This window comes from Spirochaetota bacterium (genome assembly GCA_035477215.1).
Taxonomy (GTDB): domain Bacteria; phylum Spirochaetota; class UBA4802; order UBA4802; family UBA5368; genus MVZN01.
Map to the genome: position 1 here is coordinate 37,515 of DATIKU010000056.1, position 20,887 is coordinate 58,401.

Sequence of the window (20,887 nt, forward strand, 5' to 3'; positions counted from 1 at the left end):
CTCAGGGCCGGACGACGACCACCTCGCCGAATTTGGCCAGTTCCTTTTTCAGCGACCCCTCTCCCAGAACCAGCCGCACGGAGCCCTGTTCGAAGAGCTTTTTACCGCTTTTCAGAACCGCGTCAGCGCCGACACCCGCGACATTCCGCTGGTAGTCGGTGATATAAGAAATAGGAAGGCCCATGTGATACACCGTCATGTATTTTTCGAGCACGTCAAGCGGCGTCTCGAATTCGAAGATATAGCTGTTTATCAGCGATTGCCGGGCCCATACGAGCTCGTCGGGGGTGACCGGCGAGGTGGCCATCTTTTCCATGTTCTCGAGTATCAGCCGCAGCGTAAGCGGCGACTGCGCGGTATTGGTCTGGGCAAACGCCAGAAAGACCCCCGTCTCCTTCCGCTGCCGCAGCACCGACTGCACCGCATAAGAAAGCCCGCGGTCCACCCTGATCTCCCGCACCAGCCGCGAATTGAACGAGCCCTCGCCGAGGATGAAGTTCATTACACCGAGCGAATGCGAGTCCGGGTCGGCCACGGGGGGCGCCAGCGTGCCGATGACGATGGTCGCCTGAGGCACGGGCCGCTCGATAAAGTATATCTTCTTCGCGCCCGCGCGCACGGCCGCGGCCGCCTTTTCCGCGTCGAACCGGTACGCCACGCGCGCGCCACGCGCGACCCCCGACAGCGCTTTCTCGATACGCCCGCGAGCGGCGACCGCCTCGATCGCGCCGACGGCCCCGACGGCCATGTTCCCGGCGCGGAAGTGATTGTTGAACGCGGTCCTCAGTTCGGCCTGGCTGATCGAATTAACCGACTGCTCGCTCGGGACCGAACCGTACCCCACCCCGTCGAAAATGATTTCCCGCACCTTCTCTATGGCGAGGGTCGACGGGCTGTCCTTTTTTCGCCTGATCTCCTCCACCATCATCGCCCTGGCGTCGGCTATCGAACGCTCATCGAGCTCAGGATCGGCCAGAAGGTCGGCCATTATATCGAGCGCCAGGTCCGCGTGGCGCTCGAGCACGCGGATGGTAATGTTCACGGTCTCCCATGAGGCGCTTATCGCAATGCGTCCGCCCACTCTTTCCACAGCTTCATGCAGTCGGTCGCCGGGATAGCGCTTCGATCCACCCAGGGTCAAAGCTCTCGCGAGCAGGTCGGAAATGCCCGCATTCAGCCTGCCCTCGTAGAGCTTGCCGAATCCCGCGATTGCGACAATGGAAAACTGCGGCAATTCGTCCCGTATATAGAATACCCTCATACCGTTCAGAAGCTCATACTCCTCCACCGGGGGCAGCGACAATTCGGCGGGTTTCATCTCCCGTTCCGCGATGGAAGGAGCGGGGATCTCCGTCTTTCGCGTCTCGGCCTGTTTAACGGGTTTCCGCGGTTTCCCCGGCAGGGCGGATTTCTGCGCCGCGTCGCCGAGCGACGCGAACGGCATTCCCAACAGCATGAGTGCGGCCGGCACAACGAAGCGCGCACGCGCGTGGCGGCCCGGTCTTTTTGCGGTATATTCGGAGGTCATTTCCTGTCCTTTTTGTTTAATAACACGCCCACCGTCCTGTTCTCCCTGGTGAAGTACTCATCGATCGTCCGCCTGACGCGTTCGGGCGTAACGAGTCTGATCTCGTCAAGATGGCGCAGGAGGTACGTCCAGTCTCCCAGTATCGTCTGGTAGTGATTCAGCGTGCGGGCGATTCCCTTGTTCGACTGGAAGTCCAGCACCGTCGACGATTCATTCCGGTTTATGACTTTTTCGATTTCCTCGCGGCCCACTTCCGCGGCCAGCTTCCCGATCTCCTCGTAGATGGCGGCCTCGACCTCCTGCGGGGTGTGCGGGGCGCGCGGCGCCGCGGCGATGACGAAGAGATTGTCATAGCGTATGCCGGGGAAGGCGTTCCACGCGTCGACCGAAACGGCTATCCGCTTCTCGAGCACGAGCGACCGGTACAAACGCGAGGTCTTGCCGTCGGCGAGGATCCCCGCGATAACATCGCATGTGAAATCGACCTCCGAGGGAAACGTCGGCTTCTGCCAGCCTATCAGGACGTATGGATTGGCGTCGAAATAATACTCCAGGCGCCGTTCGCCGGCCGTCGCCGGCTCGCGCGTTTTGATCGGCGAGGGCTCCCCGACCGCCCTGATCCGTCCGAAATACTTTTCGATTACGGCGAATGTTTTATCGGGCTCCTGGCGCCCAACCACGGTTATCGTCATGCGGGAGGGGATATAGTGCGTCCTGAAAAAATCACGTACGTCCTTGATCGACATGCTCCGTATTCCGGACTCCCAGCCGATTATCGGATGGCGGTATGGATGCGCAATGAACGCGGCCGCGATGAAACGCTCGACCAGGCCCTCCAGCCCCTTCGAGTCATACCGCATTAGGCGCTCCTCGACGACGGTGTTGCGCTCCTTATAATACTCTCTCAGCACCGGATTTCTAAGGCGCTCGGATTCCGTCTGCGCCCACAGTTCAAGCTTCTCTGAAGGCACTTCTATGAAATAGGATGTCATGTCGCGCGAGGTTGACGCGTTGAAACCCACGCCGCCGATCTCGCTGTATATGCGGTCATAGGGGGAACTCACCACGAATTTCGCGTGGTCACCCTCAAGCTTCCCGAGCTTTTTTTCCAGAATCGGAATGCGCCGGTCGCCGGGGTTCGATATTCGCAGGCCGTCAAGGGCCTCGCCTATGGCCTCGATCTCGACCAGGAGCTTTTTCTCTTTTTTATAATCCTTCGTGCCGATGACATCGGTGCCTTTGAAGAGCATGTGCTCGAGCATGTGCGCGGCGCCGGCGGTCCGGTAGCTTTCATCAACCGATCCCACGCGAAACGATATGATGAGCGCGAGCGTGGGAGAATAACCGCGGTTGAGCGCAATCACGTTGATGCCGTTCCCAAGGGTCCTCGTTTGGACGTTTTTTTTCAGAAAGTCGAAGCCGGAGGCCGGCTCTCCATACGAAGACGCCTGCGGCAAAAGAAACAGTATCGCGCAAAGGCACAGCACACGCCTGATCCCACCCGCCATCTGTCGCTCCTTATCTTTGAATATGTCCAACTGGATCGCAGTGAAGCCCGGCGATGCCCGAATATTCCCCGCCTGCGGGGACAAAACCTTTACGGCCGCCGGTTGCATAAAAGCCCGATGCGTTTACCGGCGGATCAGGCACCGCCCTCTTCCCTCCGCAGTATCTCCTCCGCGAGTATCCGGAGCTTCGGCGACACCTTCAGCGGCGGAAGCTCCACGCGCGGCGCCGGGCGTTTCGACTCGCCGCCGCCGAGCCATTGCGACAGGGCCATGACCATACGCGCCTGGATCTCCTCGACCTTCGACGTAACCCCGGCCAGGCGGTAAAACTTCACCGCCAGGAGAGGCTGCCTCTTTTCGTAGAAATAGTAATCGCCGACGCGGGTAAGGCCGTCGCGGTATTTCGTCCTGACGAAAAGCTCCACCGCCTGTTTTATATCGCCGCTGTTGAAGCATTCGTTTCCTTTTCGAATGAGCGATACCCGTTCACTGGCGTCCATCCATCCACCTCTTCACGCTATGCGACGGCCGCGCGGCCGTCACGTATATAAGGGCCTCGAAACGTCCGACGGTTACATCGCAACCCGCCGTAACCCCGCTCCCGAATTAATCATCGGCAAGGGGTGCGCCGCAACCACAGCATAACCTTAACCCCGAAAGGACCCTGCCGTCAATTCATAAAGATGCCCCGCGGCGCGTGCGCCGCGAGGCCTGGACTTTACTATAAAAATTGAAAAAAGCCCTCCGCGGGGCGTTTTTTATTGACACCTCCCCGCGCCCGCGCTTAATTGTACTCTAAAAAACAAATCATGCTTCAGCACTTCAGGCGAACTGCCCGGGAGGACGGGGTCCGTAATGGCACACATAGTGATCGATCATGACCGGTGCAAGGGATGTTATTTCTGCATCGAATTCTGTCCGCGCACCGTAATAAAGATCTCCCAGGAGCACAACCGGACCGGCTACTTTCCCGCCGAATTCATGGAAGAAGAGCGCGAGCGCTGCACCGGCTGCAAAACCTGCGCCGTCATGTGCCCCGATACGGCGATAGAGGTGTTCAAATGACTGAAAAGAAACTTACCAAGGGCAACATCGCCCTTGCAGAAGGCTCCATACAGGCGGGATGCCTTTTATATTTCGGCTACCCCATCACACCGCAAAGCGACATTCCCGAATACCTCGCGCAGAACCTCCCCAAAATAGGCGGGACGTTCGTTCAGGCCGAAAGCGAGATCGCCTCAATCAACATGGTGATGGGCGCCTCCGCATCGGGCAGGCGGACCATGACCTCGTCCTCCGGGCCCGGTATTTCTCTCATGCAGGAGGGCCTCTCCTATCTTGCGGGGTCCGAGCTGCCGGCGGTCATCGTCAACATCATGCGGTGCGGGCCGGGACTGGGCGGTATCGCCCCGACCCAGGGAGACTACAACCAGGCCGTGCACGGCGGCGGCCACGGCGATTACCGCAACATCGTGCTTGCCCCCGGTTCGGTACAGGAGATGTTCGACCTGACCATAAAGGCCTTCGAGCTTGCCGATAAATACCGCAACCCGACGATGATCATCGCCGACGCCATGATCGGACAGTTCCAGGAGCCCTGCCGCCTCACTCCCGAAAAACCGGTCGAGCTTGCCGAAAAACCGTGGGCCCTCACCGGCCGCAAAGGCAGGGACCCGCGGCTGGTCAAATCGCTTTACCTTGGCGACTACGAGCAGGAAGAGCACAACCTCCTTTTAAAGAAAAAATACGACGAGATCCAGGATAACGAGGTGATGGTCGAGATGAAGAACCTCGACGACGCCGAGCTGATCATAGTCGCTTTCGGCACGCCGTCGCGTGTGGCGAAGACCGCCATCGGACTCGCCCGCGAGGAGGGGCTGAAGGTCGGCCTCATCCGACCCATCACGCTCTTCCCCTTCCCCGTCAATGAAATTTATGAACACTCGGCCCGCGTGAAAAACGTCCTTGTGGTCGAGATGAACACGGGCCAGATGGTGCGCGACGTGCGGATCGCCGCGCACAAGGACGCCGCCATCCACTTCTACGGCAGGCCCGGTGGAGGGTTCCCCTTCCCCGACGACGTGCTTAACGAGATTAAAACGGCGCTTGGGGGAGGTCCGCGATGAACGCTATATTCAAACGGCCCGACAGCCTCACAAACGCCCCCACCCATTTCTGCCCGGGCTGCACGCACGGCATCGCCCACCGGCTCATCGCCGAGGCGATGGACGAGCTTGGCATTACCGACCGCACGATCGGAATACCCGGAGTGGGGTGTTGCGTATTCCTCTATCGCTATTTTCCCATCGACGCGCTCGAGGCGCCGCACGGCCGCGCCCCGGCGTGCGCCACGGGCGTTAAACGCGCCCAGCCGGACAAGGTCATCTTCGCCTACCAGGGCGACGGCGATATGGCGGCGATCGGCACTTCGGAGATCATCCACGCGGCCAACCGCGGCGAGAACATCACCGTGTTCTTCGTCAACAACGCGGTCTACGGTATGACGGGCGGGCAGATGGCGCCGACCACCCTGCTGGGACAGCACACGACAACCAGCCCCTTCGGGCGCGACTTCAAATCGGAGGGATACCCGATACGGATGGCCGAGCTGCTCGCGACGCTCGAGGGGGTGGCATACTCGACGAGGGTGGCGCTCCACTCTCCCAAACACGTCACGCAGGCGAAAAAGGCCATTGTAAAGGCCTTCGAGATGCAGATAAAAGAAATGGGGTTCTCGGTGGTGGAAATGCTTTCCACCTGCAACACGAACTGGCGCGTATCGCCGCTCGAGGCCCTGAAGACTATTGAGAGCGAGATGATCCCCTATTTCCCGCTCGGGGTATTCAGGGAGCGCACCGGGAAGGATTTTCTGTAACAATACGCCCGCCGGGCCGGGTTCAGCCGGCAGGCGCGGGATACGAAAAAGTCATCCGGCTTGCGTGCGGCAAACCGAGAAAATGGCCGGACGTGCCAAAGGAGGAATGATTTGTACTACGATGTAATTATGGCGGGCTTCGGCGGCCAGGGCATACAGGTGATGAGCCAGATCGCGGCGGTTGCGGCGATTAAAAAAGGATTCAACGTGACCTACCTTCCCTCCTACGGTGTGGAGAAGCGCGGAGGGCGCACAAACGTGACGCTGGTCATCGCTGACGAGGCGATAGGCTCCATGGTGACCAACCACCCGAAGTGCGTCATCGCCATGGACACCGTCGCCGTCGACAAGTACCAGAAGCTGGTGGCGCCGCGGGGTCTGCTCATCATGAACTCAAGCCTTGCCCCCGACAGCATGCTCCACAGGGACGACATCGAACCGCTCGCCCTCAGATGCAACGACGAGGCCCAGGCGCTGGGAAGCGCAATGCTCTCCGGCATGATCGCCCTCGGCGCGTTCCTCCAGAGATCGGGAATACTCGGCTTCAGCGACGTGGAGAGCGTAATGGAAGATGTCACACCCGAACGCCTTATAAAGACGATCCCCGCCAACCTCGAGGCGATACGGCGCGGCATCGAAATCGCCGCCAACGGCAGCGCCCGCTCTGCGCGGGAGTGAAGACGCCGCACCGGATTCGGCGCCTTCACTCTTCCACATCCACCCCGTCCGCCAAAAAATTCTTGCATCAATAGTATTCCTCGTGTACATTCCCGCATATGTTCGAGGCATCGCGCGATTCGGGAGAATGCTTTTGCCCGCCGCCCTCGACGGGGAAAAGCCGGAAGACGCTCCCGCCAATAAGCGAATATATTAGTTCGCGTATAACATCAGGCGCAGGGAAAAATACGGTCGGCCATGGTTCCCACCATAGCAATAGCGTTCGCGATCGTCGCGCTCTTCATGGGGGCGATGGTGCCGTTATTCTCGCGGAAGAACGGCCGGCGCGGCGGCTGCGCGGCAGGTGCCGGCGGAATGAACCGCTGCGCCCGCTGCGGGAGCGTGCACCGGTCGGACCGCACCCCGGAAAAATGACCTCCCATGCCCGCGCCACAACGGGCCGGAGGCCTGCAGCCGCATGGACCGTGCCGGCGGCAACTTTTTACTATGCGTTGAGGCTGAACTACCATTATAGTCCGCATACGTGCTGAGTGTATATGGCGAACTACAGGCTGAAAAAGGGATACGACATCCGCATCGCGGGCGAGGCCGAAAAGTTCATCGAGCGCGCGCCGTTGCCTGAGAGCGTGGGGCTGTATCCGGCCGACTTTTACGGCATGACGCCGAAACCGCTTGTGGAGGGCGGCGAACGGGTCAAGGTCGGCACGCCGCTCTGGCGCGACAAGCGCAGGGAGTCGCTCGTCGTCACGTCTCCGGTTAGCGGCACGGTGGCAGAAGTCCGCCGCGGAGAGCGGCGGGTGCTGGGGGCCGTGGTCATACGGACCGACGGAAAACAGCACGTCGCCACGACAGCCGCCCCCCCTCCAAAACGCGTATCTTCCTCGGCGCGAGGAGACATCATCGGCGCACTCTGTGCGGCCGGACTCTTCCCCCTCGTCCGCCAGCGCCCCTTCGGCACGATCGCCGACCCACAGGCCACGCCGCGCGACATCTTCGTTACGGCCATGGACACCGCGCCGCTCGCTCCGGACCAGGGGCTCATTATAAAAAACCACCAGCGGGAATTCCAGCGTGGCATCGACGTGCTCGCGGTCCTCACCCCGGGCAAAGTGCATCTCTGCGCGGATGGAGGCCCGGGCGGCGACTCCCTTTTCGACGGCGTGAAAAACGTTGAGCACCACCGCTTCGCAGGCCCGCACCCTGCCGGAAACGTCGGCGTGCATATCCATCACGTCTCCCCGATACGCGGCGCCGGCGACATCGTGTGGCACTGCACGGTCCAGGGGGTCATTCTGATCGGACGATTTTTCATTGCGGGTGCGCCCTCGTTCGAGGTTACGGCAGCCGTAGCGGGACCGGCGGCGGCGCGGAGACGTTACGTAGAGGTCCTTGCGGGCGCGGAGATTTCATCCTTCGCCGGGGCGTCGGACGCGTTTCCGTCGGCGCGATTCATTTCCGGGAACGTCCTCACGGGCCGCAATGCCGGCGCGGACGGCTTTCTCGGCTTCGGCGACAACCTGGTCACAATCATTCCTGAAACGAAAAAAAGCGTGTTCCTGGGCTGGCTCTCCCCGGGGTTCTCGCTCGAGAGCTTCTCGGGCTCGTTTGTCTCGCGGCTTATGCCGCGGCGGCGCTTCGCGATCGACACCAACCGCAACGGCAGCGTCCGCGCCTTCGTCGCCACCGGCATCTACGAGCGCCTGCTGCCGATGGATATACTGCCTTTGTTTCTCCTGAAGTCCATACTCGCCGGCGATATCGAGGAGATGGAAAAGCTCGGCATACTCGATGTAACGCCGGAAGACTTCGCGCTGTGCGAATATGCCTGCCCCTCCAAGACCGACATACAGCGCATACTGCGAGACGGGATCGATCTCGTGCTCAAGGAGGCGCGGGAAAGAGAATGAAACCACCCGGAAAGATGCGATCGGCGTTCGAAAAAGGGGGACGCCTCGAACGGTTCTGGCCGCTCGTCGACGCGGCCGAGACCTTTTTCTTCCGCCTGCCGGTGCGCACGGCCGGCGGGGCCCATATCCGCGACGCGTACGACCTCAAGCGCATGATGATGATCGTTGTGGTTGCGCTCTTTCCCAGCATGATCTTCGGCACCTATAACGTCGGCTACCAGTTTTACGCCTCGGCCGGCATTTCGGCCGATCACATCGCCTGCATGCTCAAGGGCCTTACGGTGATCATTCCGCTCTACGTCGTCACCTTCGCCGTCGGCGGGGCCTGGGAGGTGTTCTTCGCCCTCATCCGCGGCGAGGAGATCAACGAGGGATTTTTCGTCACCGGCGCGCTCATCCCGCTCGTCATGCCGCCGGCCATCCCGCTGTGGCAGCTTGCGCTGGCGGTGAGCTTCGGCGTGGTGCTCGGCAAGGAGCTCTTCGGCGGCACGGGTATGAACATCTTCAACCCGGCGCTCGTCAGCCGCGCTTTTCTTTTCTTCGCCTATCCAAAGTCCATCTCGGGCGCCGGCGTGTGGACGCTCACCGGCGACAGGGTGGTCGACGCCTACACCATGGCCACGCCGCTGCACCTTGGCATCGAGCCGAAGGGAGACATCATAACCCATCTTTCAGCCAACGGGTTCGATTTCTGGAGGATGTTCACCGGCCTCGAACCGGGCAGCATAGGGGAGACCAGCGTTATCGCGATACTGATCGGGGCGCTCATCCTCATCATAACAGGCGTCGGGAGCTGGCGAATCATCGTTTCGGTCTTCGCCGGCGGCGCTGTGGTGGCGCTCGTCTGCAACGCCTTCGCCCCGTCGCCCGCGAGCATACTGGCGCTCCCCGCGCACTACCATTTCGTGATGGGCGGCTTCGCCTTCGGCGCGGTCTTCATGGCCACCGACCCGGTCTCGGCCGCGGGGACGAACTCCGGCAAGTACGTCTATGGCTTTTTGATCGGCGCGCTCACCGTCATGGTCCGCACGCTCAACCCGGCCTACCCGGAAGGGATGATGCTCGCCATACTCTTCATGAATCTTTTCGCGCCGCTCATCGATTACACGGTGGTGCAGCTCAATATGAAACGGAGGGTGCGCCGTGCGGCAGGGTAACGCGTACACGCTCATCTTTCTGGCAGCGGTGGCGCTCGCCGCCTCGCTCGTCCTCTCCCTCGCCTCTCATCTCCTCAAGGAGCGTCAGGTCCTGCTGCAGCGGGCCGACATGAAACGGAACATCCTCATCGCCGCGGGCTTCATGGAGTGCTACGCGGACGCCCACGAGGCGAAACGCGAGATGGATCCCGGCATCTGCGCCGACGTGCATCTCTATTACCAGGCGCACATGCGCGCGCTGCTTCTCGACCACCGGGGGAAGGTCGTCGATGAACCGGGAACGCGCCCGGAACTCGTGGATCCCGCGCGCGAGGCCGAAAAGCCCCCCGGGAAACGGCGCTATCCGGTTTTTCTGCGCGTCGATTCGATCAAAGGAAAAGAAGTGGTCTCCGCCTACTGCATCCCCATTTACGGAAAGGGACTCTGGTCCTCGCTCTATGGATATCTCGCGCTCGAGCCCGACCTCAACACCGTAAAGGGCCTCACCTTCCATAAACAGGGCGAGACGCCGGGGCTCGGCGCCGAAATACAGTCCCGCTGGTTCCAGGATGGATTCAAGGGAAAGAAGATACTGGACGGCGGGGGGAACCTCGTCTCCATTACCGTGCTCAAGGGGAAGCTGGACCCGTCCTCACCGCAGGCCGCTCATCTGGTGGACGGCATCAGCGGCGCGACCCTGACCACGAAGGGCGTCACGGAACTCTTGATGAGAAGCCTCTCGATGTACGAGCCCTATTTCACAATGATCCGTCGCGGAGGTGTCGAACATGGCAGTCGATAAAAAAATCTTCCTTTCCCCGATAAACGAAAACAATCCCATCACCACCCAGGTGCTGGGCATATGCTCGGCGCTCGCCGTCACCTCGCAGCTCAAGCCGTCGATCGTGATGGGGCTGGCCGTCATCGCCGTGGTCGCCTTCTCGAACCTTATCACCTCGTTCATGCGGGAATATATTCCGCAGAAGGTGCGCATCATCGTCGAGATGACCGTGGTGGCCTCGCTCGTCATCCTTGTGGACCAGCTGCTCAAGGCCTACGCCTTCCAGATGTCCAAGCAGCTTTCGGTCTTTGTGGGCCTCATCATCACCAACTGCATCGTGCTGGGGCGCATCGAGGCCTTCTCGATGGGAAACCGCCCCGTTCCATCATTTGTCGACGGACTGGGGAACGGCCTGGGATACGCGCTCATCCTCTTTGTCGTCGGTTTTTTCCGGGAACTCCTGGGGTTCGGAAAAATCCTCGGCTACCAGGTGCTCCCGGAGTCGCTGTACGCGGCGGGCTACGAGAACAACGGCCTGATGGTGCTCGCACCGGGCGCGTTCATCATCCTCTCGCTCATCATCTGGCTGCAGCGAACCATATCCGGATACCGCGAGGACTGAGGCGTCATGGAACTTGTAAACATCGGCATTCGCGCGATATTCACCGAAAACATCATACTGGCGTATTTCCTGGGCATGTGCTCGTTCCTGGCCCTGTCGAAAAAAATGCCAACATCGCTCGGCCTGGGCGTGGCGGTGGTCTTCGTTCTCTCCATCACCGCCCCGGCCAACTGGATCATCCACGAGTACGTGCTCCGCGAGGGCGCGCTCGCGTGGCTCGGCCCGCAATTCAAGGAGGTGGACTTAGGCTTTCTCGTATTCATCTCGTTCATAGCCGTCATAGCGGCGCTGGTACAGGTTGTGGAAATGGCGATCGAAAAGTTCTCGTCGAAGCTCTACAGCGCTCTCGGCATCTATCTTCCGCTCATCACGGTCAACTGCGCGATCCTCGGCGTTTCGCTCTTCATGGTGGAGCGCCGGCTAACGCTCGCCGAAACCGCGGTCTTCGGCTTCAGCTCCGGACTCGGCTGGTTCATGGCCATTGTCAGCATGGCGGCAATACGGTGGAAACTGCGCTATTCGAACATTCCCTCCGGCATGAGGGGGCTGGGCATCACCATGCTTGTCACCGGCCTCATGGCCATGGCGTTCATGATATTCTCCGGAATCAGCCTGGGGCACTGATATGATCGTCATCGTAACGGGAGTCGCGGCGTTTTCTTTCATCATCCTCGCGCTCGGCCTTGTCATCATCGCGGCCGAATCACGCCTGGCGCCCAAGGGGGCCGCCCGCATCGTCATTAATGGTGACGCGGAAAAAGCCTTCGATGCTCAGCCGGGCAAGTCCCTGCTCACCGTCCTCTCGCGGCAGGGCATACTCCTGCCATCGGCATGCGGCGGCAAGGGGACCTGCGGCACCTGCAAGTGCCGGGTGACGGAAGGCGGCGGCGACATCCTCCCCACCGAGACGGCGCATATCACGCGCGCCATGGAGAAACAGCACTGGCGCCTTTCGTGCCAGGTCAAGGTGCGGACCGACATGGCTGTGCGCGTTCCCGAGGAGATATTCTCGATCAAAAAATGGGACTGCGAGGTGGTATCGAACAACAACGTGGCCACGTTCATCAAGGAGTTCGTGGTGCGCCTCCCGGAGGGTGAGTCGCTCGACTTCAGGCCCGGCGGCTACGTACAGATCGACATCCCGCCGTACGCGATCGGCTTCGCGAAGGACATCGAGGTGGAGCCCGCATACATCGACGACTGGAAGCGCCTGGACATCTTCGATCTTAAATCAGGGAACGCGTCCACCGACACGCGCGCCTATTCCATGGCCAACCACCCGGCCGAGGGAAACCTCGTCAAGCTCAACGTCCGCATCGCCACGCCGCCCTGGGACTTCAAGCGCAGGCATTTCAGCAATCTGCCCCCGGGTATCGGATCGTCGTACATTTTCAGCCGCAAACCCGGCGACATGGTTTCGATCTCCGGTCCCTTCGGCGAGTTCTTCATACAGGAGACCGGTCGCGAGATGATGTACATCGGCGGCGGGGCGGGCATGGCGCCGCTGCGCTCGCACATCTTCCATTTATTCCATACCGAGAAGACGAAGCGGCGGGTCAATTACTGGTACGGCGCGCGGTCGAAACGCGAGATCTTTTATGAGGACGAGTTCAGGGCGATCGAGAAGAAATTTAAAAACTTTTTGTTCAACATCGCCCTCTCGGAGCCGCTCCCGGAGGACAACTGGAAGGGCAACAGGGGATTCATACACCAGGCGGTATACGAAAACTATTTGAAGAAGCACCACGCCCCAGATGAGATCGAATACTACCTCTGCGGCCCGCCCATGATGCTCGACGCGGTACAGAAGATGCTCGACGACCTCGGCGTCGACCCGGAGATGATCCGCTTCGACAAGTTCGGCTGAGTCGGCCGCTCCCTTGGAGTTTCCGTCCCGGACGGCCCCCGTGTGCTACTTCCCCGGCGCGCCGCCGAGCCCCTCGAGGAGCGCGCGGTATTTCGCCGCCGACTCCTTGCTCCCGGTCCTCTCGTACGCGTCGGCTATTTCGTCGTACGCGTAGCGGAGATGCGTTTCGGCGATCTTCTTTTTCAGCTTCCCGGAACTCAGGCCTTCCTCGATCCCCCGGATCTCGGCGGTATACAGCTCGATGGCCCTCTCAAGGGAGCGCTGTTCCTCGGCGCGTCTGGACAGCGAGGCGTAGAAGTTGGCCATGCGATAATAGGCGGTGCCGTTCTCCCCGCCGCCCGCTATCCGCCGTTTTTTCTCCTCCAGGGCCATCTTGATAAGCGTCCGTGCGCGCTCTTCCTCGCCCTTTTTCCGGAGAAAGGACGCGTAATTGTACAGCGTGTCGGGGTTGCAAAGCTCCGGCGCGGCGACCAGGTACTCGAAGACCTTTTCGGCCTGGACGTCGAGCCCGCGCCGCGGGTACTCCTTTATGGCGAAGAGATTCATCCTCGAGCTCAGGACATCGGGCCACGGCCATCGGACGGAGAGTAAAAGCGCGCTCGCCACAACGGCGCCCGTAAGCAGCCATGCGGGGAGGATATGCAGCCGGTCACGATCGGCCGCGGGTCCAGTATCAAAATAAATGTCGAGCGAGAGGAACGCGAAGCCGTACGCGAAGATGAGCTCGTTGAATTCCTCCGATTTCGGGATGATACCGAAATACGCGAAAACGAGCGCCAGTATGAAATACGGGGCCGTAAAGGGCGGTATCCTCGGCACCTTCAGCCATTCGAGCAGGCGTCCGATTATTCCGAGCTTCCGCCGGGGAATCCACGACAGCAGGAGCCACACGAACACTCCGTTGTGGAAAAGCATTTTGGTGTATTTGACAAAACTCAGGTTGTGCAGGTTGAACTCTCGCTGGTGATTGTGCTCCATGAAGAAATCGGTGGTTTCGATGCCGATGATGCGCTGCCCCCAGCTTATCTCCTCCATGCCGACGAAGAACATGAACAGGAAGAGCAGCGCATTGATCATCGTACGCGCGTCCCTGTTTCTTATCATCGCCCACGCCATCATGACACAGCCCGCGAGGTACGCCGTGGTGGTGGCGTACTCGCCCGGCGTGTCCTCGGATATGAAATACACGTACCACACCGGAAAGTGGTAATAGAGCACCATGATCGCGGCGAAGGCGGCCACGCACACGCCGCTGTTGATCAGAATTGATTTAGTCCTGATGGAGAGCCTGTCGATCATCATCGTCCTCTGGATTCATCGTTGCCGGAATCGGGGCGCCGGCCCCTGTCGGGGGTAAGCATGGAGCCGAAAGGCCGTATTTCAATAATAATTTACCCATTCCTGAAATATTCTTAATATCGAATATTCATACTGCTCATTTAACCCGAACCTGTTCCGGCAAGGTGGTCCGCGCCGGAAACGACAAGCCCGGGGTTCAGACCCCGAGCCTGCGGGCGTGGGAAACGAAAACATCCTCCAGCGTGGCGCCGACTTCCTCGATGATAAAACCGGCGATTCCTTTTCCCCGGAGCGCCTTCGCCAGTTCGCGCTTCAATGGAAAACCCTTTTCGCACATGATGTGGATCTCGCTCCCGAAAATCGCCGCCTCGTCGATAAACGGAAGCGCGGCGACCTCCTCGAACACCTCGATGAAGCGCTCCACCCGAAGCGACCAGACGCTGTACGGCAATGCCGCCTTGAGCGCGGAAGGCGAGTCCAGCGCGATGATCTTCCCCGCGATGATGAGCGCCATGCGGTCGCAGTGCTCGGCCTCGTCCATGTAGTGCGTCGTGACGAAGATGGTCTTGCCGTTTTTCGAGAAATCGTAGATGATCTCCCAGAAAGTGCGCCGCATGATGGGGTCCACCCCCGAGGTCGGTTCGTCGAGAAAGAGCACCGGCGGATCGTGCAGAATCGCTCCCCCCAGGGCCAGGCGCTGCTTCACGCCGCCGGGGAGACTTTTCACAACAGTGTCCTTCCGCCTCCCGATGTCCGCCATTTTCACAACGTACGCGATGCGCTCGCGAAGCCGCGCCCCCTCGAGACCGTAAAGGCTCCCGAAGAACTCGAGGTTCTCGCGCACCGTAAGGTCGTCGTACAGTGAAAACTTCTGCGACATGTAGCCAATGACGGTCTTGATGCTCTCCTGAGCGGTCATGATGTCGAAACCCGCCACGCTCCCCTCTCCCGCGGTGGGCGCAAGGATGCCGCAGAGCATGCGGATTGTGGTGCTCTTCCCGGCGCCGTTGGGGCCGAGGAAACCGAAGATCTCGCCCGCACGGACGTTGAAGCTGATATCGTTCACCGCGTAGAAATCTTCGAAACGTTTCGAGAGTCCGCGTACCTCCACCGAAAACCCGCTCATCGCCGTCACCCTATTCCATTTTTCTGCTGAAACGCCGGACGCTGAAGAAGAGCAGCACGGCGCCAAGTGTGAAAAGCGCCAGCATCTCCGGCCAGAGCACGCCGGCTCCCACTCCCTTCAGGAAAATCCCGCGGATGATCGTGATGAAGTAGCGAAGCGGGTTGAGAAAGGTAATCGCCTGTACCGGCACCGGCATCGCGTAAATGGGAAAGACGAACCCTGAGAAGAGGATCGCGGGCACAAAGAAAAGGAAGGTCGAAAGCATGGCCTGCTGCTGGGTCCGCGAAACCGTCGAGATGTACAGACCAACGGCGAGCGTCGAGAGAATGAACAGTATTCCCGAAAAAAGGAGCAAAGCGAAACTCCCGTTAAACGGCACACGGAACCACGCGATGGTGATGATCGTCACCACGCAGATATCGGCGAATCCTATGATGGCGAACGGCAGGGTCTTCCCGGCCACGAACTCGATTGGCCGAAGCGGCGAGACGACGAGCTGCTCCATGGTGCCGGTCTCGCGCTCCTTCACCACGGACATCGAGGTGAGCATGATCGTGATCAGCGCGATGAGGAGCCCCAGCACCCCGGGGAGCATAAAGTTACGCGAGGCGAGGTCCGGGTTGAAGAGAGCGCGCTCGACCAGTCCGACGCTCTCTTTCATTCGCAGGCCGCCGGTTCCGCGCGACACCACGAGCACCCGTATCCTGTCCTCCAGGTAGTCGAAGGAAAACGAGCCGGTTATCCGGTTGACGTACGACATGATCACCGAGGCCCTGCCCGAGTCGGTGCCGTCCAGGACGAGCTGCACTTCGGCGCCCCGGCCCGATTTGATCCGCTTCGAGAAGCCCCTGCCGACGTGCAGCATGATGTCGGCCTCGCCCCGGTCCATCAGATCCGAGGCGCCGTCCGGGGATTCCGGAAACGCCGCGAGATGAAAATATCCGCTCGCGGTGAAGCGGCGGACGAAATCGCGGCTGGCGGATGAACGGTCCTCGTCGACGAGCACCATCGCTATATCGGTGACGTCGGTATTCGCCGCGTATCCGAAGATGAGGAGCATGAGAATGGGGGAACCGAATAGCACGCCGATCATCCGCCGGTCGCGCAGCACCTGCTTGAACTCCTTGACCACCACGCTTTTAAGGATGCTCTTTCGTATCCACTTCATGAGCGCGCCTCCGGAAGCCGCATCGAAAGTTTTCTCACGCTTCCGGCGAGCACCGCGAGCGCGAAGACCGCCAGGAACACGATCTGCATCCACAACAGGCTTACGCTCACGCCCTTGAGCGCGATCCCCTTTACGAGCACGATCAGGTACTTGGCCGGGATGAGATAGGTGATGGCCTGGACGACGACCGGCATGCTCTTTATGGGGAAGATAAAGCCCGACAGTATGAACGAGGGCAGGTAGGTCACCACCATCGCCGCCTGCACCGAGAGCACCTGAACGCGCGTCGCCGCCGAGATGAGAATCCCAAGGCTCGATGTCCCCGCAAGGAAGAGGAGCGACACCATGCCCAGCTCCACGAAGCTCCCTTTAAGGGGGACATCGAAGACGAAGTATCCGAGCGTGATGGTCGCCGCCACGTCGAAAAGCCCGATGATGAGATAGGGGATGAGCTTTCCGAGCACCAGTTCAAACCCGCGCACCGGCGTGGTGATGAGCGTCTCCATGGTGCCGCGCTCCCACTCGCGCGAAATGGTGAGCGACGCGATGAGCGCGGAGATGATGGCGAGGATGAGGACTATGAGCCCGGGGATGATGAAGTTCTTGCTCCGGAGCTCGGGATTGTACCATATCCTGCTGCGTATTTCGACGGGCATCTTCGGCTCCCGGATACCGGCGCGGGCGAGCTCCCGCACCTTGAGGTCGAGATTAAAGTTCATGATGATCGCGCTCGCGTAGCCGATCGCCACCGTCGCCGTGGTCGCGTCCGATCCGTCGGTGACAAGCTGCACGTCGGTGCTCTTTCCCGACTTGAACCGCCGCTCGAAGCCGGGCGGGATGACGAGCGCCATGGCGACCCGTTCGCTGTCGATGAGCCGGTCGATCTCGGCGTAGCTTTGGACATGGCCGCGCATCGAGAAGTATTCCGTGTGGGAAAACTCCTCCACGAAGCGGCGCGAGAGGGTGCTGTGGTCCTGGTCGTATACGGCCATGCCCACGTTTTTAACGTCGACCGTCAGCGCATAGCCGAAGAGCATGATGAGAAGCGCCGGCGCCACGAGCGCGAGGATGAGGCTTCGCGTATCGCGGCGCACCTGCAGCCACTCCTTGCCGGCAACGGCGAGAACCCGGACCAGCGAATGACCGGCTTTCATCGCTTTGCGCCTTTGGAAATGATTTCCATGAAACAGTTTTCAAGCGTCGGCACTTTCGTCTCGGCCGCACCGGCGCGAATGCCCCTGCGGGAAAGCGCGGCTTTTATGCGTTTCCCGGCGCGCCCGGCGTCGTCCACGAAGAAGCGCAGCGCGTTCCCCTCGCGGATGATGGAAGCGAACTCCCCGCTCTCCAACAGAACGGCCTCGGCCTTCCACACGTCCGACGGCCGGATCTCGACAAGCACCCTGCCGATGCCCGCCTTTATCTCGGTCGGGCTTCCCGTAACCACGAAACGCCCTTCGTACATGAGCGCGACCCTGTTGCAGCGCTCGGCCTCGTCCAGGTAGGCGGTACTCACCACGATGGTCACGCCCCCGGCCAGCAGGCCGTAGAGTATCTTCCAGAACTCGCGCCGCGATACCGGGTCCACGCCGTTCGTCGGCTCGTCGAGCAGAATGAGCCCGGGCCGGTGCACAAGGCAGCAGGCGAGCCCCAACTTCTGCTTCATGCCGCCCGAAAGCTTTCCGGCAAGGCGGTCCCTGAAGGGACCGAGCCTGCTGAACTCGTACAGCCCCTTCTCGCGCTCCCTGATCTCCCTGCGCGAAACACCGAACACCCTCCCGAAAAAATGTATGTTCTCCTCCACCGTGAGGTCTTCGTACAACCCGAAGCGCTGCGGCATGTATGCGAGGTTCTCCTTTATCAGGAAGGGATCACCGGCCACGTCGACGCCCCCCACCTCGATGCTCCCGGAATCGGGAGGAAGGATGCCCGCGACCATCCGAAGCAGGGTGCTCTTCCCGGCCCCGTCCGGGCCGACTATCCCGAATATCTCACCCCCGCGCACGGAAAAGGACAGGTCGGCAACGGCCCGCGTTTTTCCGAAAGTTTTCGAGATGTCGCGCGCGTGTATCACTTCTTTTCTCCATTCGTAATGATGACCGCGTCGGCGGGCATGCCCGGCTTCAGCGCCTGGTCGGGATTGTCGACCGCGATCTTTACCGCGAACACCAGCTTAACCCGCTCTTCCTTCGTCTGGATGGTCTTTGGCGTAAACTCGGCCTTGTTCGAGATCGCGACCACCCTGCCCGCGAACGCCCTGCCGGGGAACGAGTCCACGTACACCTCGGCCTTCTGGCCCAGCTTTACCAGTCCCAGCTTCACCTCGTTGACGTAGACGTACATCCACGGCCTGGTGATGTCGGCGACAGTCACGATCGGGGTTCCCGGAAACGCCATCTCGCCGACCTCGAGGTTCGTATCGAGCACCACGCCGCCGATCGGCGAGTAGAGGACCGCGTTGGTGATCGCGGCCGATACCTGATCGTGCGCGGCGCGCGCCACGCGGTAGGCCGTTTCGGCGTTGTCCAGGTCCCGCCGCGAAACCGAGCCCGAGGCGAAGAGCGCCTTTATGCGGGCGAGGTTGCGCTCCGCGTTGGTGAGATTGGCCTGCGCGGAGTTACGCTGCGCTGACAGCTCGTCGTACTCCAGGCGCACCAGAAGCTCGCCCCGGTCGACCGGTTCCCCCTCCGCCTTCGGAAGACTCGCGACACGCCCGGCTATCTTCGAGCTCATCTCTATCTCGGTGACCTCCACGGTACCCGAGCCCTCTATACGCGCGTCGTCCTTCCCGAGGTGGCGGAACACCTCGAAATAGAGCGTCGAAACGACGAGCGCCGCGGCCGCAAGCGCGAGCGGAATCATTTTTTTCCTGTTCATTTTCGCACATCCTCCATTATGATGCCGTCATCATCCGAGCCGATCTCCCTCCCGAGCTCGGCCAGGGAGCCGTAGTAGGCGTTGATCGCGTTGATATAGCCGGCGCGCGCGTTTGTGCGGGCGAGCTCGGCCGAAAGGAGCTCCGAATTCTTGATGACGCCCGCGCGGTAGCTCTCGCGCGCGATCCGGAGGCCCTCCTCCGCGGTGGACACGTTGTCCTTCTGCGACCTGATCGTCAGGCAGGCGGTGATCAGGCGCGAGTATTCGGCGTTAACCGAAATCTCGACGCGCCGTTTGAGCCGCTCGAGCAGTTCAGCCGCCTCCTTCTCCCTCCCGGCCGCCTCGCGCTCCAGCGCCCGGGTCTGGTCGGCCGGGATGAGCGCGCCCCAGCGGTAGGTCGCCGCCGCGCGAACCTGCCAGGTGGTCTGCCAGTCCTCGCTTCCCGCGATCTGCGACAGATCGGGTGACATCGCCGGCGGCATCCCGAGGTCGACCCGGCTGGGGAGATACATGGTGCGCCCATACGAACCGCTCACCGAAAATGTGGGCCACAGGTAGAACGAGCTATGCGCCATTCTCGCGTGCGACTCGGCATCGCGTTTCAACTCGACCTGGATGATCTCCGGCCGGTTCCGAAGCGCCGTGCGCACCAGCGCCTCCTTTTTGGCGGCGTGATCGCCGGCGGGCATCCGGTAGGACTCGCTTTCCAGTACCGATTCGTCGGGGACGTGACGAACGGCGCCGCTGCCGAGATGAAAATTGAAGGTGTCGAGCATGAGGGCGTAATTGTTCTCGGCCTCGAGGAGCAGCGGCTCCTGGCCTTTTAGCCGCACCTGGGCCTGGAGAAGCTCGAATCGCGGGACGCTGCCGGTACGGAAGAGGTTCTCGACGTCTTTCAGGTTCGATTTCAGAAGATCGAGCGATTCCCTGCGCAGCGTTATCATCTCACCGGCGGCAAGCGCCCCGAAATAGCTCCTGATGACCGCGGACTCGGTTTCCCCTTTCACGCGCCGCACTTCCTCCTTCTCCGCCGCGTACGCGGCCCGGGAGGCGGCAAGCGAATTATAAAAGATTCCCGGGTTGACACCAAGGCGGATCTGGACGAACCTGATGTCGTATTGCCCGTCAGTGAGGCTCATGAACCCGCTCTCGGCATACTGCCGCGCGAGCGAAGCCTCCGATTCGAGAACTGGAAAGAGCTTTCCCCACTCGCCGTTCACACGCTCCTTCGCCTGCGCGAGCCTCGTGAGTGCGATCCGGTACTCCCGGTTGTTCGCCAGGGCCACCCTCACCGCCTCGTCCACCGATATCTTACGCGGGGCCTCATCCGCCGCGGGGGTGCTCCCCGTCGCGGCGAGCATGATCGCCGCGGCAATGGCCGCGATACGGACGATCCCGTTTCTTTTCATGCCTTTCATCTCGCCCTCCCACCGGATTCCATTCCGTTTTTGAGGATGTTCATGAGGTTGCTTTCAAACCGCGCCATGTAGTCGCCCTTGAAGGCCATCTCCTCCAGCA

At 60.9% G+C, this 20,887-nt stretch carries 21 protein-coding genes; 11 read left to right on the forward strand and 10 right to left on the reverse strand.

Features of this window, described 5'->3' with window-relative positions:
• Nucleotide 1: 1 nt before the first annotated feature.
• The 3 genes from VLM75_14260 to VLM75_14270 all read right to left on the reverse strand — a co-directional run bounded on the left by VLM75_14260 (nucleotide 2) and on the right by VLM75_14270 (nucleotide 3,536).
• Nucleotides 2-1,528: a pitrilysin family protein gene (locus VLM75_14260; GenBank protein ID HSV98081.1), complete on the reverse strand. Its 1,527-nt coding sequence runs from the start codon at nucleotides 1,526-1,528 to the stop codon at nucleotides 2-4.
• Complete coding sequence (locus tag VLM75_14265) at nucleotides 1,525-3,036, reverse strand: pitrilysin family protein (protein ID HSV98082.1); 1,512 nt, start codon at nucleotides 3,034-3,036, stop codon at nucleotides 1,525-1,527. The genes VLM75_14260 and VLM75_14265 overlap by 4 nt, the downstream gene beginning before the upstream one ends.
• Nucleotides 3,037-3,170: 134 nt before the next feature.
• The gene (locus VLM75_14270; GenBank protein ID HSV98083.1) at nucleotides 3,171-3,536 is read right to left on the reverse strand and encodes a hypothetical protein; all 366 of its coding nucleotides are present in this window, start codon (nucleotides 3,534-3,536) and stop codon (nucleotides 3,171-3,173) included.
• 355 nt (nucleotides 3,537-3,891) lie between these two features.
• On the opposite strand from VLM75_14270, the gene VLM75_14275 reads away from it, so the two are divergent.
• The 11 genes from VLM75_14275 to nqrF all read left to right on the forward strand — a co-directional run bounded on the left by VLM75_14275 (nucleotide 3,892) and on the right by nqrF (nucleotide 12,902).
• Complete coding sequence (locus tag VLM75_14275) at nucleotides 3,892-4,101, forward strand: 4Fe-4S binding protein (protein HSV98084.1); 210 nt, start codon at nucleotides 3,892-3,894, stop codon at nucleotides 4,099-4,101.
• Complete coding sequence (locus tag VLM75_14280; GenBank protein HSV98085.1) at nucleotides 4,098-5,162, forward strand: 3-methyl-2-oxobutanoate dehydrogenase subunit VorB; 1,065 nt, start codon at nucleotides 4,098-4,100, stop codon at nucleotides 5,160-5,162. Before VLM75_14275 ends, VLM75_14280 begins: the two co-directional genes overlap by 4 nt.
• On the forward strand, nucleotides 5,159-5,911 hold the full coding sequence (locus VLM75_14285; GenBank protein ID HSV98086.1) for a thiamine pyrophosphate-dependent enzyme: 753 nt from the start codon (nucleotides 5,159-5,161) through the stop codon (nucleotides 5,909-5,911). The genes VLM75_14280 and VLM75_14285 overlap by 4 nt, the downstream gene beginning before the upstream one ends.
• 111 nt (nucleotides 5,912-6,022) lie before the next feature.
• Nucleotides 6,023-6,589, forward strand: coding sequence for a 2-oxoacid:acceptor oxidoreductase family protein (locus tag VLM75_14290; GenBank protein HSV98087.1), 567 nt, complete (start codon nucleotides 6,023-6,025; stop codon nucleotides 6,587-6,589).
• 237 nt (nucleotides 6,590-6,826) lie between these two features.
• Nucleotides 6,827-7,003, forward strand: a complete 177-nt coding sequence (locus VLM75_14295) for a hypothetical protein (GenBank protein ID HSV98088.1) — start codon at nucleotides 6,827-6,829, stop codon at nucleotides 7,001-7,003.
• Between the two features lie 122 nt (nucleotides 7,004-7,125).
• Nucleotides 7,126-8,496, forward strand: a complete 1,371-nt coding sequence (locus VLM75_14300; protein HSV98089.1) for a Na(+)-translocating NADH-quinone reductase subunit A — start codon at nucleotides 7,126-7,128, stop codon at nucleotides 8,494-8,496.
• Nucleotides 8,493-9,653, forward strand: coding sequence for an NADH:ubiquinone reductase (Na(+)-transporting) subunit B (locus VLM75_14305; GenBank protein HSV98090.1), 1,161 nt, complete (start codon nucleotides 8,493-8,495; stop codon nucleotides 9,651-9,653). Before VLM75_14300 ends, VLM75_14305 begins: the two co-directional genes overlap by 4 nt.
• Complete coding sequence (nqrC, locus tag VLM75_14310) at nucleotides 9,640-10,434, forward strand: NADH:ubiquinone reductase (Na(+)-transporting) subunit C (protein HSV98091.1); 795 nt, start codon at nucleotides 9,640-9,642, stop codon at nucleotides 10,432-10,434. Before VLM75_14305 ends, nqrC begins: the two co-directional genes overlap by 14 nt.
• Nucleotides 10,421-11,035: an NADH:ubiquinone reductase (Na(+)-transporting) subunit D gene (locus VLM75_14315; protein ID HSV98092.1), complete on the forward strand. Its 615-nt coding sequence runs from the start codon at nucleotides 10,421-10,423 to the stop codon at nucleotides 11,033-11,035. The genes nqrC and VLM75_14315 overlap by 14 nt, the downstream gene beginning before the upstream one ends.
• A gap of 6 nt (nucleotides 11,036-11,041) precedes the next feature.
• Nucleotides 11,042-11,659 (forward strand): NADH:ubiquinone reductase (Na(+)-transporting) subunit E, encoded by a 618-nt coding sequence (nqrE, locus tag VLM75_14320; protein HSV98093.1) that lies wholly within the window; start codon nucleotides 11,042-11,044, stop codon nucleotides 11,657-11,659.
• 1 nt (nucleotide 11,660) lies between these two features.
• On the forward strand, nucleotides 11,661-12,902 hold the full coding sequence (nqrF, locus tag VLM75_14325; protein ID HSV98094.1) for an NADH:ubiquinone reductase (Na(+)-transporting) subunit F: 1,242 nt from the start codon (nucleotides 11,661-11,663) through the stop codon (nucleotides 12,900-12,902).
• A gap of 45 nt (nucleotides 12,903-12,947) precedes the next feature.
• Here nqrF and VLM75_14330 read toward each other — a convergent pair whose 3' ends face one another.
• The 7 genes from VLM75_14330 to VLM75_14360 form a co-directional block, all read right to left on the reverse strand.
• Nucleotides 12,948-14,204 carry a hypothetical protein gene (locus VLM75_14330; GenBank protein HSV98095.1) on the reverse strand — a complete coding sequence of 419 codons (1,257 nt, stop codon included), beginning with the start codon at nucleotides 14,202-14,204 and terminating at the stop codon, nucleotides 12,948-12,950.
• A gap of 193 nt (nucleotides 14,205-14,397) precedes the next feature.
• A complete protein-coding gene (locus tag VLM75_14335) occupies nucleotides 14,398-15,327 on the reverse strand; it encodes an ABC transporter ATP-binding protein (GenBank protein ID HSV98096.1) in 930 nt (309 codons plus the stop codon).
• 10 nt (nucleotides 15,328-15,337) lie between these two features.
• A complete protein-coding gene (locus tag VLM75_14340) occupies nucleotides 15,338-16,495 on the reverse strand; it encodes an ABC transporter permease (GenBank protein ID HSV98097.1) in 1,158 nt (385 codons plus the stop codon).
• Nucleotides 16,492-17,649: an ABC transporter permease gene (locus VLM75_14345; GenBank protein ID HSV98098.1), complete on the reverse strand. Its 1,158-nt coding sequence runs from the start codon at nucleotides 17,647-17,649 to the stop codon at nucleotides 16,492-16,494. The genes VLM75_14340 and VLM75_14345 overlap by 4 nt, the downstream gene beginning before the upstream one ends.
• Nucleotides 17,646-18,566, reverse strand: a complete 921-nt coding sequence (locus VLM75_14350; GenBank protein ID HSV98099.1) for an ABC transporter ATP-binding protein — start codon at nucleotides 18,564-18,566, stop codon at nucleotides 17,646-17,648. Before VLM75_14350 ends, VLM75_14345 begins: the two co-directional genes overlap by 4 nt.
• Nucleotides 18,563-19,369 carry an efflux RND transporter periplasmic adaptor subunit gene (locus VLM75_14355; protein ID HSV98100.1) on the reverse strand — a complete coding sequence of 269 codons (807 nt, stop codon included), beginning with the start codon at nucleotides 19,367-19,369 and terminating at the stop codon, nucleotides 18,563-18,565. Before VLM75_14355 ends, VLM75_14350 begins: the two co-directional genes overlap by 4 nt.
• Complete coding sequence (locus tag VLM75_14360; GenBank protein HSV98101.1) at nucleotides 19,366-20,787, reverse strand: TolC family protein; 1,422 nt, start codon at nucleotides 20,785-20,787, stop codon at nucleotides 19,366-19,368. Before VLM75_14360 ends, VLM75_14355 begins: the two co-directional genes overlap by 4 nt.
• Between the last annotated feature and the right edge of the window lie 100 nt (nucleotides 20,788-20,887).

Bases quoted from the DNA above. Each gene is read 5' to 3' on its own strand.
- VLM75_14260 (HSV98081.1), bottom strand. From the start codon at position 1,528: ATGACCTCCGAATATACCGCAAAAAGACCGGGCCGCCACGCGCGTGCG.
- VLM75_14360 (HSV98101.1), bottom strand. From the start codon at position 20,787: ATGAAAGGCATGAAAAGAAACGGGATCGTCCGTATCGCGGCCATTGCC.
- VLM75_14315 (HSV98092.1), top strand. From the start codon at position 10,421: ATGGCAGTCGATAAAAAAATCTTCCTTTCCCCGATAAACGAAAACAAT.
- VLM75_14335 (HSV98096.1), bottom strand. From the start codon at position 15,327: ATGAGCGGGTTTTCGGTGGAGGTACGCGGACTCTCGAAACGTTTCGAA.
- VLM75_14265 (HSV98082.1), bottom strand. From the start codon at position 3,036: ATGGCGGGTGGGATCAGGCGTGTGCTGTGCCTTTGCGCGATACTGTTT.
- nqrE (HSV98093.1), top strand. From the start codon at position 11,042: ATGGAACTTGTAAACATCGGCATTCGCGCGATATTCACCGAAAACATC.
- VLM75_14300 (HSV98089.1), top strand. From the start codon at position 7,126: ATGGCGAACTACAGGCTGAAAAAGGGATACGACATCCGCATCGCGGGC.
- VLM75_14340 (HSV98097.1), bottom strand. From the start codon at position 16,495: ATGAAGTGGATACGAAAGAGCATCCTTAAAAGCGTGGTGGTCAAGGAG.
- VLM75_14270 (HSV98083.1), bottom strand. From the start codon at position 3,536: ATGGACGCCAGTGAACGGGTATCGCTCATTCGAAAAGGAAACGAATGC.
- VLM75_14305 (HSV98090.1), top strand. From the start codon at position 8,493: ATGAAACCACCCGGAAAGATGCGATCGGCGTTCGAAAAAGGGGGACGC.
- VLM75_14355 (HSV98100.1), bottom strand. From the start codon at position 19,369: ATGAACAGGAAAAAAATGATTCCGCTCGCGCTTGCGGCCGCGGCGCTC.
- VLM75_14275 (HSV98084.1), top strand. From the start codon at position 3,892: ATGGCACACATAGTGATCGATCATGACCGGTGCAAGGGATGTTATTTC.
- VLM75_14285 (HSV98086.1), top strand. From the start codon at position 5,159: ATGAACGCTATATTCAAACGGCCCGACAGCCTCACAAACGCCCCCACC.
- VLM75_14280 (HSV98085.1), top strand. From the start codon at position 4,098: ATGACTGAAAAGAAACTTACCAAGGGCAACATCGCCCTTGCAGAAGGC.
- VLM75_14295 (HSV98088.1), top strand. From the start codon at position 6,827: ATGGTTCCCACCATAGCAATAGCGTTCGCGATCGTCGCGCTCTTCATG.
- VLM75_14345 (HSV98098.1), bottom strand. From the start codon at position 17,649: ATGAAAGCCGGTCATTCGCTGGTCCGGGTTCTCGCCGTTGCCGGCAAG.
- VLM75_14330 (HSV98095.1), bottom strand. From the start codon at position 14,204: ATGATGATCGACAGGCTCTCCATCAGGACTAAATCAATTCTGATCAAC.
- nqrF (HSV98094.1), top strand. From the start codon at position 11,661: ATGATCGTCATCGTAACGGGAGTCGCGGCGTTTTCTTTCATCATCCTC.